This is a genomic window from Micromonospora vulcania (genome assembly GCF_042658605.1).
GTDB lineage: Bacteria > Actinomycetota > Actinomycetes > Mycobacteriales > Micromonosporaceae > Micromonospora > Micromonospora vulcania.
The window spans coordinates 42,581-59,106 of the sequence record NZ_JBHSQS010000003.1 but is presented as its reverse complement, the minus strand read 5'-3'; the positions used below and the strand labels follow the sequence as shown (position 1 = coordinate 59,106).

General features: G+C 71.7%; 13 protein-coding genes and 1 tRNA gene. 6 read left to right on the top strand and 8 right to left on the bottom strand.

Annotated elements, in window-relative coordinates; translation table 11 throughout:
• Positions 1 to 71: 71 nt before the first annotated feature.
• From ACFQGL_RS05215 to ACFQGL_RS05190, 6 genes are all read right to left on the bottom strand, one after another.
• Positions 72 to 662, bottom strand: coding sequence for a DinB family protein (locus ACFQGL_RS05215; RefSeq protein WP_377506176.1), 591 nt, complete (start codon positions 660 to 662; stop codon positions 72 to 74).
• A gap of 132 nt (positions 663 to 794) precedes the next feature.
• Entirely contained in the window at positions 795 to 1,319 is a 525-nt protein-coding gene (locus ACFQGL_RS05210) for a hypothetical protein (RefSeq protein WP_377506173.1), read from the bottom strand.
• 9 nt (positions 1,320 to 1,328) lie between these two features.
• Positions 1,329 to 1,892, bottom strand: a complete 564-nt coding sequence (locus ACFQGL_RS05205; RefSeq protein WP_377506170.1) for a GNAT family N-acetyltransferase — start codon at positions 1,890 to 1,892, stop codon at positions 1,329 to 1,331.
• 163 nt (positions 1,893 to 2,055) lie between these two features.
• Positions 2,056 to 4,215: a hypothetical protein gene (locus tag ACFQGL_RS05200; RefSeq protein WP_377506167.1), complete on the bottom strand. Its 2,160-nt coding sequence runs from the start codon at positions 4,213 to 4,215 to the stop codon at positions 2,056 to 2,058.
• A 56-nt stretch (positions 4,216 to 4,271) separates the two neighbouring features.
• Positions 4,272 to 4,400 (bottom strand) — tRNA-OTHER (locus ACFQGL_RS05195).
• Between the two features lie 301 nt (positions 4,401 to 4,701).
• Positions 4,702 to 5,583, bottom strand: a complete 882-nt coding sequence (locus tag ACFQGL_RS05190) for a hypothetical protein (RefSeq protein WP_377506164.1) — start codon at positions 5,581 to 5,583, stop codon at positions 4,702 to 4,704.
• 103 nt (positions 5,584 to 5,686) lie between these two features.
• Between ACFQGL_RS05190 and ACFQGL_RS05185 the strand changes: the two genes are divergently transcribed.
• A complete protein-coding gene (locus ACFQGL_RS05185; RefSeq protein WP_377506161.1) occupies positions 5,687 to 6,310 on the top strand; it encodes a class I SAM-dependent DNA methyltransferase in 624 nt (207 codons plus the stop codon).
• A gap of 38 nt (positions 6,311 to 6,348) precedes the next feature.
• Complete coding sequence (locus ACFQGL_RS05180; protein ID WP_377506158.1) at positions 6,349 to 7,566, top strand: MFS transporter; 1,218 nt, start codon at positions 6,349 to 6,351, stop codon at positions 7,564 to 7,566.
• Position 7,567: 1 nt separating this feature from the next.
• Here the strand turns inward: ACFQGL_RS05180 and ACFQGL_RS05175 are convergent, their stop codons facing one another.
• Positions 7,568 to 7,957 carry a DoxX family protein gene (locus ACFQGL_RS05175; RefSeq protein WP_377506155.1) on the bottom strand — a complete coding sequence of 130 codons (390 nt, stop codon included), beginning with the start codon at positions 7,955 to 7,957 and terminating at the stop codon, positions 7,568 to 7,570.
• A gap of 96 nt (positions 7,958 to 8,053) precedes the next feature.
• Between ACFQGL_RS05175 and ACFQGL_RS05170 the strand changes: the two genes are divergently transcribed.
• The gene (locus tag ACFQGL_RS05170) at positions 8,054 to 8,431 is read left to right on the top strand and encodes a winged helix-turn-helix transcriptional regulator (RefSeq protein ID WP_377506152.1); all 378 of its coding nucleotides are present in this window, start codon (positions 8,054 to 8,056) and stop codon (positions 8,429 to 8,431) included.
• A gap of 128 nt (positions 8,432 to 8,559) precedes the next feature.
• Here ACFQGL_RS05170 and ACFQGL_RS05165 read toward each other — a convergent pair whose 3' ends face one another.
• Complete coding sequence (locus ACFQGL_RS05165) at positions 8,560 to 11,268, bottom strand: MGH1-like glycoside hydrolase domain-containing protein (RefSeq protein ID WP_377506149.1); 2,709 nt, start codon at positions 11,266 to 11,268, stop codon at positions 8,560 to 8,562.
• A gap of 42 nt (positions 11,269 to 11,310) precedes the next feature.
• Between ACFQGL_RS05165 and ACFQGL_RS05160 the strand changes: the two genes are divergently transcribed.
• The 3 genes from ACFQGL_RS05160 to ACFQGL_RS05150 all read left to right on the top strand — a co-directional run bounded on the left by ACFQGL_RS05160 (position 11,311) and on the right by ACFQGL_RS05150 (position 16,524).
• Complete coding sequence (locus ACFQGL_RS05160; protein ID WP_377506146.1) at positions 11,311 to 13,254, top strand: amylo-alpha-1,6-glucosidase; 1,944 nt, start codon at positions 11,311 to 11,313, stop codon at positions 13,252 to 13,254.
• A gap of 139 nt (positions 13,255 to 13,393) precedes the next feature.
• On the top strand, positions 13,394 to 14,728 hold the full coding sequence (locus ACFQGL_RS05155) for a glycosyltransferase family 4 protein (RefSeq protein WP_377506144.1): 1,335 nt from the start codon (positions 13,394 to 13,396) through the stop codon (positions 14,726 to 14,728).
• Between the two features lie 83 nt (positions 14,729 to 14,811).
• A complete protein-coding gene (locus ACFQGL_RS05150) occupies positions 14,812 to 16,524 on the top strand; it encodes a serine/threonine-protein kinase (RefSeq protein WP_377506141.1) in 1,713 nt (570 codons plus the stop codon).
• Positions 16,525 to 16,526: the final 2 nt, after the last annotated feature.

The window sequence follows — 16,526 nt, the reverse complement described above, 5'->3', positions numbered from 1 at the left end:
GTCTTGATCAAACTACGTGATCGGGTCCCAGCGTGCCGCTCGCACGTCCGGCGGAGTCGGGTACGGGGCGGCTATCCGCTCCGCTCAGCGAGCTTCGTCAGCTTGGTGACGTACGCCGGCCAGTCATAGTCGTCGGGAATGTTGCTGTTGTCCCGCTGCCAACCGATCGCGCCGTCGTGCTGCTCGCGCATGATGTCGGCCTGACCGGCGTGCCGGGCGAGGTCGCAGGTCACGTGGATGATGATTCGTTGCAGCATCACGGCCTGTTTGCCCGGCCCCCACCACGGCACCTGCCCCGGCGCGTCGAGGGGAAGCAGTTCGATGGTCTGGTCCGCGAACACCCCGACCCGGCGATACAGGTCGATCAGTCCATCCTTCGTCTCGTCCTCACGCGCGTACCAGTCTGCCTGTGGGTCCGCGTCGAACGCGTGCAGGGGGACCAGTTCCCCGGGTGTCGGGAACTCGCGCCCGAACGTGGGCCCGAAGTAGCCGGCTTCGATATTCAGGCAGTGCTTGAGGACTCCCAGCAGGTTGTTGCCGGTCGCGGTGCGGGGCAGTCTGGCCTCACGTTCACTCAGGCCGTCGAGCTTCCAGATCAGGTCATCGCGAGTCGCCTGGAGGTAGTGGTGCAGCGCAGCCTTCGGGTCACCCAGATCAGCCATGCCGGTCAGTCTTCCTCATCGGCCCGAGCCCTTCCCGCCCGACGGCGCCCTGCCGCCGTCCGCGTGCGGCGGCCATCGGCCTGCTCGTCAACCACGCACCAGCCCTGCGGGCCGGGCGTATGGAGTTGCACCTCAGGCCGAGTGCCCGGGAGTCATGCTTGACCGATCGACTGGTCCCGGCGGCGTCAGTCGGCCCGCCTCGTACTCGATCAGCCGACGCAGCATCTCCGCGCGGTCGTAGCTCGGGAAGCGGACCAACAGGAGCCGTAGGTTGAACCGCGACTCGCTCTCTTGGTCGAAGGTCGCCCGGTCCATCGGCCGGGCGGACACCTGCCACGAGTCCGGTGCTGCCCAATGGGTCATCCGAAGGTAGAAGGCGTCGCGAGGGCCGCCCTGGGCGAGGGCGGTCAGGAACGCCAGCCCGTCGTCGATCGGGAAGTCGATGTAGGCCCACCCCAGCTGCGCAGCGATGACGGGGGCCATGTGCGGCAGTTGCACCGGCCAGTCGGCGTTGCTCTCGCCCGCGTTCTGGCAACAGGTCCAGGTCGTCAACCTCAGACGCCAGATGACCTCGATGATCGGCGCAAGCTCCTCGTCGATGTCGGCGCTGAGGTCGCCCACGCTGACCCGACGGACGGGGTGCAGGTTCTCGCTCACCCCGCGATCTTACTGATCATGAGTGCCGATGTGTGCCGGCAGTAACGGCACCTCGCCGGTCGCGGTCTGAGCCGGTCGCGAAGCGGCATCCAGGAGCACCTCGTACCGGTGGAGGTCGCCGTTGGTGTCTGTACGGCGGAACCCGGCACGTTCCAGGGTCCGTTGGGAAGCCACGTTGTCCCCGGTGGTGTCGGCGACGACGCGGGACAATCCGTGCTCGGTTGCAATCTTCAGCAGTGCGACGAGTGCCTCGGCCGCGTAGCCGTGACCTCGGGCAGACTCTGCGAGGCCGTACCCGATCTCGACGCATCCGTCGTCGGGCTGGCCCTTGAACCCGATGCCGCCGATGGCCTTCCCATCGGCGGCACGGGTGATCCGGTAGTGCCCGAAAGGTCGCTGGTCCCCGTGGGCGGCCGAAGCTCTGAGAAAGGCCGTGACGCCGTAGACGTCGCCGACGAAAGGGAAGTCCTCAGCCCAGGCGTCCCCGGCTCCGGGGCACCGCCCGACGATCCGTTCACCCTCTGCGGTGTCGATGGCGTGCAAGCTCAGTCGCGGCGTGTGAAGTTCGGTCACGGGCCACAGCCAAGCAACCCTCGACGCTCCGCACAAGCGGATTACAGAGGATCGGCGAGGGCCGAGGAGAGCGCGGGTGCTGAATGCCAATTCTCCGCTTGCGCGGAGGTCCCGAATCGAACGGAATAGGAGGAAGCACCCGCATAGCCTCGGCTGTCGCCGCTTATTGAGGGATCAGCTCACTGAGCCGATCCAGCGTGTACGTGTCCGATCCCTCCGGCAGGCCGGTGGGCGCCTCGATGCCGACGAACGTGACCGGCTCGTCCGGCAGCCGGCCGTCCCACGTCACCACCTCGGCCCGTGCGCGCCATCGGTCGACGAGGTAGGCCACGGTGAGGTAGCGCCGCTCCATCAGTGCCCGTACCCGGTCGGCCGTGGTGAACGTGTTGTCCTCCACCCGGTTGAACGACGGTGTGCCCGGGAGGTAGAGGTGCAGCCACACCGCCTGCCAGCCATGCTCGCTCCTGGCGAACACCATCGGCAGCGCGACCCGGCCCTGGCCGCGCAGGTGCGAACGCGCCCGTACCGTCCGTGGGTCGAAGGGGGCGCCGGCCTGGTCCCGGGTGCGGGTCTGGTACCCGAACATCGACTCGGCGACCTCGTCGAACGACTCCCCGGCGTAGATGTGGACCTGCGGAACCACGTAGGGCACGCCGACCGTCAGAGGCACGTCGATGAACTCGGTCGCGCCGTTCGTCGCCTCGGTGATGTCGCCGGAATGCACCACCTCGTCGTGGTGGTAGTTCGTCCACGACACCTGGCCCGCCGCATGGAACTCGTCATCGAGCAGCAGCAGCGACAGGTCGTAGTCGGTGCGCCGAGCGGCCTGTCGCCAGTAGGTGAAGAACCGCAGCAGATCACCGGACACCGACGCCCGCGAGCCCCTCGGCAGCACCGCGAAACCGCCTTCGGTCGCCTTGCCGGACAGCGGCAGGGCGACGTCGAGCACCGCCGGGTCCACCACCAGTCGTCGCTGCGACTCCGGCAGGCGGGCGCTGACCTCCGCGTCGAGCAGTGCCGACAACTCGGCCACCAGCCCGGCCGGCAGCGGTGGCCGCTCGTCGGGACCGACCCACGAGTTGCGCGAGCGGCTCGCATACATCCGGGCGGACGCCGGCGTCAGCCGGTTGTCGACATGCTCCCGCAGCGAGAGGAGCACCCGACCGGACGCGGAGCCGAGCGCACCGCTGACCGTGTCGACAACCGCGGATCGCTCCGCTGCCGACGCCAGCCGCAGCAGCCGGTCCGCGGAGCGCAGGAGCAGACCCGGCGAAGCCGACAGCACCGATGCGGCCGAACCGATGTCTCCGGCCCGGAACGCCTCCTCCGCGCGGCCGGCAAGGTTGCGTACCCGCCGCTCGCCACGCGCGACCGCGAACACCTCCTGCGCGTGCGGCCACTGGCCGTACTCGTGCGGGTGCAGCCGTTCCCCGAGCCTCTTCCACCGCTCCGCGTAGCGCACGACGTCACCGAGCTTGGCCGGGCTCGCAGCGACGACCTCGTTCAGCGCGGCCAGCAGCATCCGACGCTCCGGACGCCGGAAGGCACGAAATCGCGTGGGGGTCATGAGCGAGGCGTCCCCGTTGGAGACCTGGCAGGCCAGGCGCAGCACGTCGGTCGTCGTGTCCACGCCGACCAGCGGCCGACCGAGGACGAGCCGGATCCCGTTGAGCACGGCACGGTTCTCCCGCACCGGGATCTCGGCCGGCTGCGCGCCGTCCAGGCAGACGACCGCGAGCTCACTGAGGATCGCGAGGTCCGCCTCGCCGTGTGGCGTCGAGCTTTCGGCCAGGGCCAGATAGAGCCGCGACGCCTCCACGTCGACGGTGTCACCGAGGCGCAGCAGGGTCACCCGGTCACCGGCTGCGGTGATCAGGTCGTCGTGCGCGGCCAACAGCTCGGCGAAGGTGTGCTGGTAGGTCCCGTAGGCCGGCAGGTCGAGCAGGTTCACCCCGCCCGAGGCGGCGACGTCGCGCAGCTGCGCGTCGGTCAGCGTGCCCCCACCGGTGCGTACGGCGGCCCGTAGCCGGTCCGTCCAGAACTCGATGGTGTCCGGCACGTCGTGCGGGAAGCCGATGAAATAGGCGTTGTGCTGCACATGGTCGCCGACCAGCTCGCGTACGGCCGAGACGACCGTCGCGGCGAGGTCCATCGCGGGCGCGGGAGCCAGCGTGCCGATGTGTTCCAGCAGGGCCCGCGAGGCCGAGAACCCGACGTCGAGCAGCGCCACGTCCAGTTGACGGGCCACCGGCGTGCCGTCGCCGGCCGGGCCAGTGCCAGCCGGCACGCGCAGTGTCTTCTGGATGATCAGCTTCTCGAGCACGTGGTCCTCCGTTCCGGTCAACTCCGGCGGTTGCCGGGCCCGCGGGCGCGGCTCAGTGGGTCGCCGGGGACTCGAACCCCGAACCATTCGATCCAGTTAGGAGAAGGAAGCGCCCCCGTGACCGCAGAAGCGGAGAGCGGACGCGCTACTCAGTCGAATGCTCTATCCAGTTGAGCTAGCGACCCAGATGTCGATCATCGCACCAGCCGGGCGACCTGGCTATCGACTTTCCGAGCCACGCTCAGGTCTCGTCTGCTCGGGGCGGCAGGCGCCGAGGTCGGCGCTCGCCGGAGGGCCTGGGCACACTCCGGACCGCCGAAGAATCCCGGCCTGGCAGGAGCAGGTGGTGGATGCGACCCGGCTGATTCCCGACGGGCAGCGGATCCGCGTACACGGAGGCGACGGGTACGTCGAGATCCTGCCGTGACCGACCACGCACCGAGGCGGTCCGTCCGCCGTGGCGGCGCGGCAGAGCACAGCTCACCGTCACTGCGAACCCGCATCGTGCATGGTGGCGACGAACGCCGCGAGGTCCGGGGGCAGCGGGCCACCCACGAACCGCGTTCCGACGGCCACCGCGCCGCCGAGCTCGAACCCGGCTCCGGCGTCGAGCTGGATCGCGGTACACGTCAGCCGGCCGCCGACAAACTGCGCGCCGCGCAGATCGACCGGCCCGCCGACGACCCGGCAGCGGGTGAGGTTCAGGTGGGTGCCGTCGGTGAGGCGGATGCCGGGCAGCCCGACCCCTTCGAGGACCGCGCCGCTGAGGTTGAACGCGCAGCCGTTCCAATCCGGGAGCGGGCCGGGTGCGAGATGGGCCCGGATGGTGCCGACGATCGCGTGCCGGATCTCCCGCTCCCCCGCGACCCAGTCGGGCGCCGACGGTTCCGGCTGGTAGGGCATCCGGAGGTACGCGCAGAGCACGCTCACGCAGGTCTGCCGTAGCTCCTGGGTCGGCGCGTCGTCGGCGAGACCGGTCACCGCGTAGACCGCGGCGGCCCGTACCGCCGGTCGCTCGTGCCCGAGCTGGGTCGTGGCGCTGCCGAACCGCTCGTTGAACAGGCGGGTGTCGTCGCGGCGGGCGGCGGCCCGGGCACGCTCGTTCTCCTCCTCGACCACCGCCTGCCGCCGGTACGCCACCACGAGCGCGACCACCCCGCCGACCCCGGCGACGACCGCGAGGGCGATCTTCACCAGCTCCAGCTGATCGGTGACGGTGAACGCCGCGCCCTGCGGCAGTCGGGGTGCGCCGAGGACGAGCCACAGCGCGGTGGCCGCCGCCACGAACACGATCAGCGCGGCGACCAGGACGGCCGCGACGTGTCGGCTGAGCGATGTCGGGCGGCGCAGCCAGCGACTCCGATCCATGCCGTGCAGCCTAAGGGGACCGCCGGTACGCGGGCAGCCGCCGGCGCCTGCGAGGATGCGGCTCGTGACTTCATCGCCGTCAGAGCCACTCGACTTCCGCGGTGTGCGACGTGCCTACGACACGGTGGCGAAGGACTACGCCGCCTATCTCCCGGACACCCGTGCCGAGGCTCCACTCGACCTCGCCATGGTCGACGCCTTCGCCGCGGCGGTGACGTCGGGCGGCGACACACGTGTCCTCGACGCCGGGTGCGGCGCGGGTCGGATGAGCCGTTATCTCGCCGACCGTGGGTGTCGGGTGCAGGGCGTCGACCTGTCGCCGAGCATGGTCGCCATGGCCCGCCGCGACCACCCCGACCTGGCGTTCACCGTGGGCTCGTTGACCGAACTCCCCTACCCGGACGACCAGTTCGCCGGCGTCCTGCTCTGGTACTCGATCATCCACACGCCTCCCGCCGGTCAGGCGCGCATCTTCGCGGAGGCCACCCGGGTCCTGCGCCCGGCCGGCCACCTGCTCGTCGGATTTCAGGCCGGCGAGGGTACGCACGACGTGTCCGGGGCGTACCGCCAGTTCGGCCACGAGATCGAACTTGAGCGCTACCGCTACACGGCCGACGAGATCGCTGTCCAGCTCGCGGCTGCCGGCCTGCGGGAGGTGTGCCGCCTGGTGCGCCGCGCTCAGGGTCGGGAGAGGGACGACCAGGCATTCCTGCTGGCGACAGCCTGATGGGTCCAGATGTCACCCGCACCTCCTAGCGTGGCGGGATGGCCGCACCGCCAGTAGCGCCGCCGCCGGAGCTGAGCCGACGGCTGACGCTCTTGTTCGCCGTGTCCGCGGCAGCGGCGATCAGCAACCTGTACTGGGCCCAGCCCCTGCTCGCCTTCATCGCGGGTGACCTGCACGCCACGACGGCGACGGCCGGATGGCTCGTCACCGCGACCCAGGTCGGGTACGCCCTCGGCGTACTGCTGCTGGTGCCACTCGGGGACGTCCTCGACCGCCGCCGACTCATCCCGGTGCTGCTGCTGATCTCGGCCGCCGCACTCGTGTTGTGTGCGCTGGCGCCGTCGATCGGCGTACTCCTGCTCGCCCTCGGCCTGCTCGGGGTGACAACGGTTTCCGGGCAGGTCCTCACACCGCTCGCCGGGGACCTGGCCGGCGACGCCCACCGCGGCCACGTCGTCGGCGTCGTCGGGTCCGGGACCCTCACCGGCATTCTGGCCTCCCGCGCGATCAGCGGACTTATCGCGGACACTGCCGGTTGGCGTACCATCTTCGCTCTCGCCGCGGTCGTCGCCGTCCTGCTCGCGGCGCTGCTCCACCGCGCGATCCCACCGCTGGCACCGCGCACCCGGATGCCCTACCCGGCGCTTCTCGCCTCGGTCGGCACGGTGGTTCTGCGCGAGCGGGCGGCCCGCTGGACGCTGGTCCTGGCCAGCATGGGTTTCGCCGCGTTCACGTTGGTCTGGACCGCGCTGACGTTCCTGCTCACCGGGCCGCCGTTCCACTACCCGGTCTCGGTGGTCGGCCTGTTCGGGTTGGCCGGCCTCGCCGGCGCCCTCACCGTTCAGAACGCGGGCCGTCTGCACGACCACGGTTGGTCGCTCCCGGCCACCGGCGCGGCTTGGGTGCTGGCCCTCGCCGCCTTCGTCACCGCCACGTTCGCCGGTCGGTCCATCGCGCTGATCATCCTCGTGCTCGTCGTGATCGATGTCGCCCTACAGGGGCAGGCCCTGCTCAATCGGGCGCGACTGTTCGCCATCTCGGACGAGGCTCGCAGCCGGCTCAACACCGCACTGGGCGTCAGCAACTTCCTCGGCGGTGCGGTCGGCTCCGCCACCGCGACCGCGCTGTGGTCGGTCGGTGGCTGGACCGCAGTGATGCGCATGGGAACCGTGCTCTGCTGCGGTGCTCTCGTCGTGTGGGCGCGGGGACGTCGAGGGCCGCTCGTGGTCGGCGCGACGAACCGCGAGATGACCTGACTCAGAGCCAGACCGTGCCCAGCCAGGCGGTCGCGGCGGCGGCCACGAGCAGGACGATGTTGAGTCCGATCAGCCGTGCCTCACTGCGGGACAGATGGACCGCGATGCCGCCGATCTGGATCAGGACGAGGCCGACCGCTGCGACGATGGCGAGCCGGACCGCGATGCCGGTCAGCGGCGGCAGCACCAGGCCGACCGCGCCGAGAACCTCCAGCACTCCGATGGCCCGGACCAACGGCATGGGTACGCGGTCCACCCAGCCCATCATCGGCTGAAGTCGTTCCTGGCTCTGGGTGACCTTCTTGCCTCCGGCATGAAGATAGAACAGCGCCAGCAGCGCCGCGACGATCCAGTAGGCGAGTTCCACGGCGGTCCCCTCGGAGACGGGCAACCAGGATGGTTACCGGTAGGAAGTAGCCACATGATGCGTCACTATTGGGCGGCCTACAAAAGGCACACGCGTGTGCGTGAGGCACAGGGGGTTGTCATGTCGCAGTACGAACACACCTGCATGATCCGGGGCGACGGCGGCCGGACGATCCGCGCGATCCTCGATCGGATCTGCAACAAGTGGACGCTGTTGATCGTGGCGACCCTCGATCAGGGCCTGCTGCGCTTCACCGACCTGCACCAGCAGATACCGGGGATCTCCCAGCGCATGCTGACGCTGACCCTGCGGAACCTCGAACGGGACGGCCTGGTGGCCAGGACGGTCTACGCCGAGGTCCCGCCCCGCGTCGAGTACGCGCTGACCCCCACCGGGAAGAGCCTCATCCCGCCTGCGCTGGCCCTCGCCGATTGGGCGATCGAGCACGTCCCGCACATCGAGGCCAGCCGAGCGGCCTACGAGACGCGCACGGGGTGAGCCGTCGGTGGTCGACCGCACCCGATCCAGGATCGAGTGGCCTCCGGACGGCGGGGAGGCCACTACAACCAGGATCGAGCACGATCACGCCGGGCCGGCGGCGGGCGATCACGCCGGCCGGCGGCGGGTCAGCGGCGCAGTGTGAGGATGAGGTCGGCCACCAGGGCAGTCCAGCCGGTCTGGTGCCAGGCGCCCAGACCGGCGCCGTTGTCGCCGTGGAAGTACTCCGGGAAGGCGATCAGGTCCCGCCAGTCGGGGTGGGTCTGGAAGATCTGGCATGCACCGTAGATCGGTCGCCGGCCCCAGTCGTCCTGGGTGAAGAGCGAGATCAACCGTGCGGAGAGGTCGTCGGCGATCTCGTCGAGCGTCCGCTTCACCCCCGAGCGGGTCGGGTACTCCACCTGAAGGTCGTCACCGAAGAACGCCGCGTAGTCGCGTAACGCGCTGATCAGCAGGAAGTTCGTCGGCATCCAGATCGGCCCACGCCAGTTCGAGTTGCCGCCGAAGAGGCCGCTGGTGGACTCGGCCGGCTCGTAGCCGACGGAGAACTCCTGCCCGCCCAGGGTGACCGAGAACGGCTTGTCCAGGTGCGCGCGGGACAGGGTACGCAGGCCGTACTCGGAGAGGAACTCGTCGGTGTCCAGCATCCGGGCCAACAGCCGGACGACCTGCTCGGGGCCGACCATCGACAGCAGCCGCTGCTGCCGCCCGTCCGGACCCAGCCGGCGGGTGCCGATCACCTGGGCGTACTCCGGACGGTTGGTGAGGAACCAGCGCAGCCGGGCGCCCAGCTCCGGCAACTGGTGCAGGGTCCGCGCGGTCAGCCGGGTGGTGGCGGCCAGCGGCAGCAGCCCGACCACCGACCGGACCTTCAGCGGCACCTTGGTGCCGTCGGCGAGCCGCAGCACGTCATAGAAGAAGGCGTCCTCGTCGTCCCACAGCCCCTGCTCGTACGCGGCCGCGGCGATGTACGCGAAGTGCTCGAAGAACTTGGTGGCGGTGTCCACCCAGGTCCGGTCGTGCTCGGCCAGCACGATCGCCATGTCCAGCAGGTTCAGCGCGTACATGGCCATCCAGCCGGTGCCGTCGGACTGCTCCAGCACGCCGGCCACCGGCAGCGCCGCCGAGCGGTCGAACGGCCCGACGTTGTCCAGCCCGAGGAAGCCGCCCTCGAAGACGTTGTTGCCGCCGGTGTCCTTGCGGTTGACCCACCAGGTGAAGTTGAGCAGCAGCTTGTGCATGACCCGGGCCAGGAACTCGTAGTCCCGGCCGCCGTCGATCTCGAACACCTTGAGCGCCGCCCAAGCGTGCACCGGCGGGTTCACGTCGCCGAAAGCCCACTCGTACGCCGGGATCTGCCCGTTGGGGTGCAGGTACCACTCGCGCAGCAGGAGCAGGATCTGCTCCTTGGCGAAGCCGGGGTCGACCCGGGCGATGCTCACGCAGTGAAAGGCCAGGTCCCAGGCCGCGTACCAGGGGTACTCCCACGGGTCGGGCATGGAGATGACGTCGAAGCTGGTCATGTGCCACCAGGCGCTGTTGCGCCCGTGCCGGCGACCGGCCGGCGGTGGCGTCGAGCCCGGATCGCCGTCCAGCCAGCGTTTGACGTCGAAGTGGTAGAACTGCTTGCCCCACATCAGCCCGGCGATGGCCTGCCGGGCCACCAACGCCTCGTCGGCGGTGGCGGCCCCCGGGATCACGCCGGCGAAGAACCGGTTCGCCTCGGCCCGGCGTGCCCACACCACCGCCTCGAAGCCGTTGCCGAGATCGGCCGGGGGTGGCGGCGCGGCGGCCGGCGGCGACGCGGTACGGGTCAGCCGCAGCCGGATCTGCCGTTGCCCACCGGCCGGCACGTCGAGCACGTAGTGCAGCGCGCCCTTGGTGCCCTCCCCCTCCGGGTTGACCGTGGCCGCGCCGTTGACCACGTGGTCGTTGATGCCGTCCTTCGGGTACGGGGACCGGCCGGGCAGGCCCCAGAGCCGCTCGGCGTTGGTGTCGTTGTCGCAGAGCAGCGGCACCGGCTCGCCGTCGCCCTCCAGCAGGAGCTGACCGAGCACCCGGTGCTCACCGACCAGCCGGGCACCCTCGCCGGTCAGCCGGGGGATCCGGTCACCGCCGGGCAGTCCCCAGGACCAGGTGTTACGGAACCACAGGCTGGGCAGCACGTGCAGGGTGGCCGCCCGGTCGCCCCGGTTGGCCACGGTCACCACCATGCACAGGTCGGTCGGGGACGCCTTGGCGTAGTCGACGGTCACCGCCCAGTACCGGTCGTCGTCGAAGATCCCGGTGTCCACCAACTCGTACTCGGTGTCGTCCCGGCCGCGCAGCGCGTTCACCGCGACCAGTTCGTCGTACGGGAAGGCGGCCTGCGGGTAGTGGTAGCGCCAGCGCATCCAGGAGTGGGTGGGCGTCGAGTCCTCGTACCACCAGTACTCCTTGGCGTCCTCGCCGTGGTTGCCGCTGTCGCCGCCGAGACCGAACATCCGCTCCTTGAGGATCGGGTCCTTGCCGTTCCAGAGCGCCAGGGCGAAGGCGAAGGTCTGTCGGTCGTCGCAGACGCCCGCCATCCCGTCCTCGTTCCACCGGTAGGCTCTGGAGCGCGCGTGGTCGTGCGGGAAGTAGTCCCAGGCCGTACCGTGCTCGCTGTAGTCCTCCCGCACCGTCCCCCACGCCCGTTCGGACAGATAGGGACCCCATGCGCGCCAGTCCTGCTCCCCCGAGTCGGCCTGGGCGAGCCGGAGCCGCTCAGCGTCGGGTGGCGAGGCGTCGGAGGACGAACGGTCAGTGATCACGTGCACATCTTTGACGTCGCCGCGGTACTTGACCACAGCGGCCATTCTCGTCGTGGCGTGTTACACCCCGCCGCCGGTGGAGGAAAGTTGATCGACATTCACTTCGGCCCGCAGGTCTGCGGCGATCTGACCAGCGCGGCAAGCCGGGAGTGGCTGGTGCCCGACGGCCTCGGCGGGTACGCGATGGGCACCGTCGGCGGGCTGCGCACCCGGCGCTACCACGGCCTGCTGGTGGTGCCCGGCGAAACCCCGGCGTCCCGCCGGGTGGGGCTGGCCAGCCTGGACCCGGCGATCACCCTGCCGTCCGGCGCACGGGTTCGTCTCGGCGCGCACGAGTGGTCCTCCGGCGACGTGGACCCACGCGGCTTCGAGCTGCTGGAGCGCTTCGACCTGGCCGACGGGTTGCCCCGGTGGCGGTGGCGGATCGGCGGGGTCGTGATCGAGCGGGAGCTGGCCATGCTGCCCGGCCGCTCGTGCGTGGCGGTGGTGCACCGGCTGGTCGCCGGCGGGCCGGTCCGGCTGGATCTGTCGGCGGCCTGCACCTGGCGCGACGCGCACGGCGAACGGCGGGCCGACGGCCCGACGCCGCAGGTCGAGCCGGTGGCCGACGGCGCGGTGGTCGAGGGGGCGTACCGGCTCGCGGGGCCGGGCTGGGCGCCGGAGGGGCAGTGGTGGCTGGGCGTGCACCACCGCGAGGAGGCCACCCGGGGCCTGCACCCCGACGAGGACCTCTGGTACGCGGGCCGCTTCGGCGGCGAGCTGGAACGCCCCGGCGACACGGTGTCGGTGTTGGCCTGGGCGGGTCGACTCGACGAGGAGCCACCGCCGGCCACCGAGATCGTGGCGACGGCCCGACGGCGCAACCGGCAGGTGGTGGCCACGGCGAAGCCGGCGGATGAGGTGGAGGCGACGCTGGCGCTGGCCGCGGACGCGTTCGTGGTGCGTACCGGCGGCGCGGCGGTCGACGTGGTGGCCGGTTACCCGTGGTTCGGCGCCTGGTCGCGGGACACGATGATCTCCTACGAGGGGCTGTTCCTCTGCACCGGCCGGGCCGACGAGGGCCGGGAGCTGCTGCGGGCGTACGCGGCGACGCTGTCCGAGGGGATGCTCGCCAACACCGCCGACACCGGGCGGGTGGAGTACAACACCGTGGACGGCACGCTGTGGTTCCTGCACGCGGTGAGCCGACACGTCACGGTCACCGGCGACACCGACCTCGGTGACGAGTTGCTGCCGGCGCTGCGGGGTGTCGTCGACGCCCACCTGGCCGGCACGCGCTACGGCATCGCCATCGACCCGACCGACGGGCTGCTCACCCAGGGCGCCCCGGGCACCGCGCTGACCTGGATGGACGCCCGGGTGTACGGGGTGCCGGTCACCCCGCGTACCGGCAAGCCGGTCGAGGTCAACGCGCTGTGGATCAACGGGCTGGCCGGGCTCGCCGAGTTGACCGAGCTGGCCGGGCAGGACGCGGGCGAGCTGTGGCGGTGGCACGGCAAGGCCGTCGGCTCGTTCCGTGGCCGCTACCCGGCGCCGACCGGCTGGCTGCACGACGTGCTGGACGCCCCGGCGCCCGCGTACCCGCTGGGTGGTGCCGCCCAGCACGACGACGACGCGCTGCGTCCCAACCAGTTGCTGGCCTGGTCGCTGCCGTTCGCGCCGCTGGAGCCGGACGAGTCGACGCTGCGCCGGATCGCGGGCGGGCTGCTCACCCCGCTCGGGCCGCGCAGCCTCGCACCGGATTCGCCGGAGTTCATCGGCCGGCACCAGGGTGGCCCGGCCGAGCGGGACGGCGGCTATCACCAGGGCACGGTCTGGCCGTGGCTGCTCGGCCCCTACGTGGACGCCTGCCGCCGGGGCAAGATGGTGGTCGATGATCTGTTCGTTGGCATTGAATCCCATCTGACCGAATATGGGCTAGGGTCGGTAAGTGAGACGGCCGATGGCCTCGCACCGCACGCCGCGACCGGCTGCCCGTTCCAGGCGTGGTCGGTGGCCGAGCTGCTGCGCGTACGCCGAAAGGGCCAGTAGCGCTTTACATGCCCGCAACGGCGGTGTCTCCGCTGGTTATCCCGGCCCCGGCAGGATGGGTCCCAGATCCAGACGCGACGGCGGGCACCGGTTCCGGTGCCGGTCGGCGCGCGCCCGGGGACAACCCAGAGGGGGCCGCATGTCACCCGACGCCCACGTGATCGACATCCACCCCGCCCGACAGCTGCGGGTGCTGATGCTCTCCTGGGAATACCCGCCGGTGCTCGTCGGCGGCCTCGGCCGACACGTCCACGCCCTCTCCGTCGCACTCGCCGCCGCCGGCCACGACGTCACCGTCGTCACCCGCCACGCCGACGGCGCACCCCTGGAGGAATACGCCGACGGCGTCCGCATCCTGCGCGCACCCGAAGACCCCGTCACCTTCCCCCTGGCCACCAGCTCCCTGCTCGCCTGGACCATGGCCTTCAACCACACCCTCACCCGCACCGCCCTACGTGCCACCCAGGCCGACTCCTACGACGTCATCCACGCCCACGACTGGCTCGTCGCCCACACCGCGATCACCCTCGCCGACCACCTGGACCTGCCCCTGGTCACCACGATGCACGCCACCGAGGCGGGCCGGCACCAGGGCTGGCTACCCGAGGAGATGAACCGCACCATCCACGGCGTCGAGCACTGGCTCAGCGGCTCCTCCACCCGGGTGATCGCCTGCTCGGGCTACATGCGCGAGCAGGTGACCGCGCTGTTCGACGTGCCGACCGGGCAGGTCGACGTGGTGCCCAACGGGGTCGACGACCGGGCCTGGCGGGCCCGGCCCCGCGCGGTCGCCTCGGCCCGGAAACGGTTCGCCGGGGACGGCCCACTGGTCGGGTACGCCGGGCGGCTCGTCTACGAGAAGGGCGTACAGCACCTGGTGCACGCCGTACCCCGGCTGCGCGACCGGCACCCCGGGCTGCGCGTGGTGATCGCCGGCGACGGCCCGTACCGCGCCGAGTTGGAGGAGCAGGCGCGACGGCTCGCGCTCGGCTCGACCGTCCGCTTCACCGGCTTCCTCGACGCCACCCAGCTACCGGCGGTGCTCGGCGCCACCGACGCGACCGTGGTGCCCAGCCTCTACGAGCCGTTCGGCATGGTGGCGCTGGAGGCGGCGGCTGCCGGGGCGCCGCTGGCGGTGGCCCGTACCGGTGGGCTCGCCGAGATCGTCGAGCCGGGCGTGACCGGGGTGACGTTCCCGCACAGCGATCCCGCCGCGCTCGCCGGCGCGGTCGGCCAGTTGCTCGGCGACGAGGTCTTCGCCCGACGGGTCGCCCGACGCGCCCGCACCATGGTCGGCGAGCGGTACGGCTGGGCGACCATCGCGGCCCGTACCGCCGCCAGCTACACCGCGGCCCGTCGTGAGCACGGCCCGCTACAGGCCCGCCGCGCCGCCGCCCGACTGGCCGGTGGACGTACCCGGATCGCCATTCCGGAGGGCAATCTGCTGGCGGCGGCCGACCACGCCGCCTGCTGACCCGAAGCGGACGACCTATAGGTAGCTTCCGATCCGCTGGTTAGGGTGTAGCCCGGACAGCGGCCGAGGAGGAGCGTGCGCAGGTGCTGATCGCCGGTCGGTACCGGCTGCTCGATCTCGTGGGCCGGGGCGGCATGGGTCGGGTGTGGCGGGCCCGCGACGAAATGTTGCACCGCGACGTCGCGGTCAAGGAGGTCGTGCCGCCGAGCTGGCTGGCCGACCACGAACGGGCCGAGCTGCGCTCGCGCACCCTGCGGGAGGCGCGCGCCGCCGCCCGACTCATCCACCCAGCGGTGGTCCGGCTCTACGACGTCGTACCGGTCGAGGGCAGCCCGTGGATCGTGATGGAGTACGTCCCGTCCCGCACACTGCAGGACGTTCTGGACGCCGAGGGGCCGCTGGAGCCGGCCCGGGCGGCCGGGATCGGCCTGGCCCTGCTCGGCGCGCTGCACGCCGCGCACACCGCCGGGGTCCTGCACCGCGACGTCAAGCCGCAGAACGTGCTCGTCGCACACGACGGGCGGGTGATGCTCACCGACTTCGGCCTGGCCACGTTCGACGGCGGCGACGGCGCGATGACCCGCCCCGGCATGGTGCTCGGCTCACCGCAGTACGTCGCCCCGGAGCGGGCCGCCGAGGGGGTGTCCACGGTGGCCGCCGACCTGTGGTCGCTCGGTGCCACCCTGCACGCCGCCGTCGAGGGTCGCTCCCCGTACGCCCGCAGCACCGCGATGGCGACGCTGAGCGCGCTGGCCGCCGGCCCGCCGGACCCGGCCCCGCACGCCGGGCCGCTCGCGCCGGTGCTCGACGGGCTGCTACGCCGCGATCCGCGCCACCGCCTCGACCACGACGGGGCCCGCCGGCTGCTCACCGCCGCCGCGACCGGCTCCGCCAGTCCGCCGGCCGAACCCCGGTGGGCCGACCCGGCGGCCGAGCTGACCGACCGATCCAGCGTGTCCGGCGACACGTCCGACGAGGACGTCACCATCCCGCTGCCCGAGCCGGACCAGACCGCCGCGAACCAGGCCGCCAGCCCAGGCGAACCGACCAGGGCCCCCGCCCGGCGCACCGCGCGCAGGGCCGCGTTGATCGCCACGGCGCTGCTGGTGGCCGCGGCCGCCGGTGTCGGCACCGCGCTGACTGTCGCGGACGACGAGCCGAGGGGGACCGCCGACCGGTCCAGCGCGCCGCCGCCGGACCGGCCACCGGGCGGCGGTGGCGGCCCGGGCGGCCCGTTCGACCCCAACCGACACGGACGGCCGCCGGGCGGCCGTGACGTGCCCCCGCCACCGTTGCCCTGCGTACGCCCGGACGTCATCGGCACGGCGGTGCCCGTCGGATCGCCGAATCCCGGCGAGCGGTTCCGGCCGCCGGCCGGCTGGGTCTGGCACGCCGACACCACCGGCTTCCGGGTCTCCGTGCCGGCGACCTGGCGCTACTCCAAGGACGGCACGGTGGCCTGCTTCCAGGACCCGGCGACCGGCCGGGCGTTCAGCGTCGCCGAGGGCGGCGACGCCGACCCGCTGGCCCGACTGCGGTCGGCCCGCGACAAGGCGTCCGGTTCCGGAGCGCTGCCGGAGTACGACGAGATCCGGCTCGTCGCGATCGGCGGCGGGGCGGACTGGGAGTGCCGCTGGAATGCTCCGGACGGCCCCAAGCTGCACGCCCGACAGCAGGTCCCGGACACGGCCGGGGGCGACCGCTGGACGCTGGGCTGGATCACCGACGACCGGGACTGGGCCGCGGCCGGTGGAGACTGGACGACACTCCGAGAAAGTTTCCGACCACCCCGCTGATC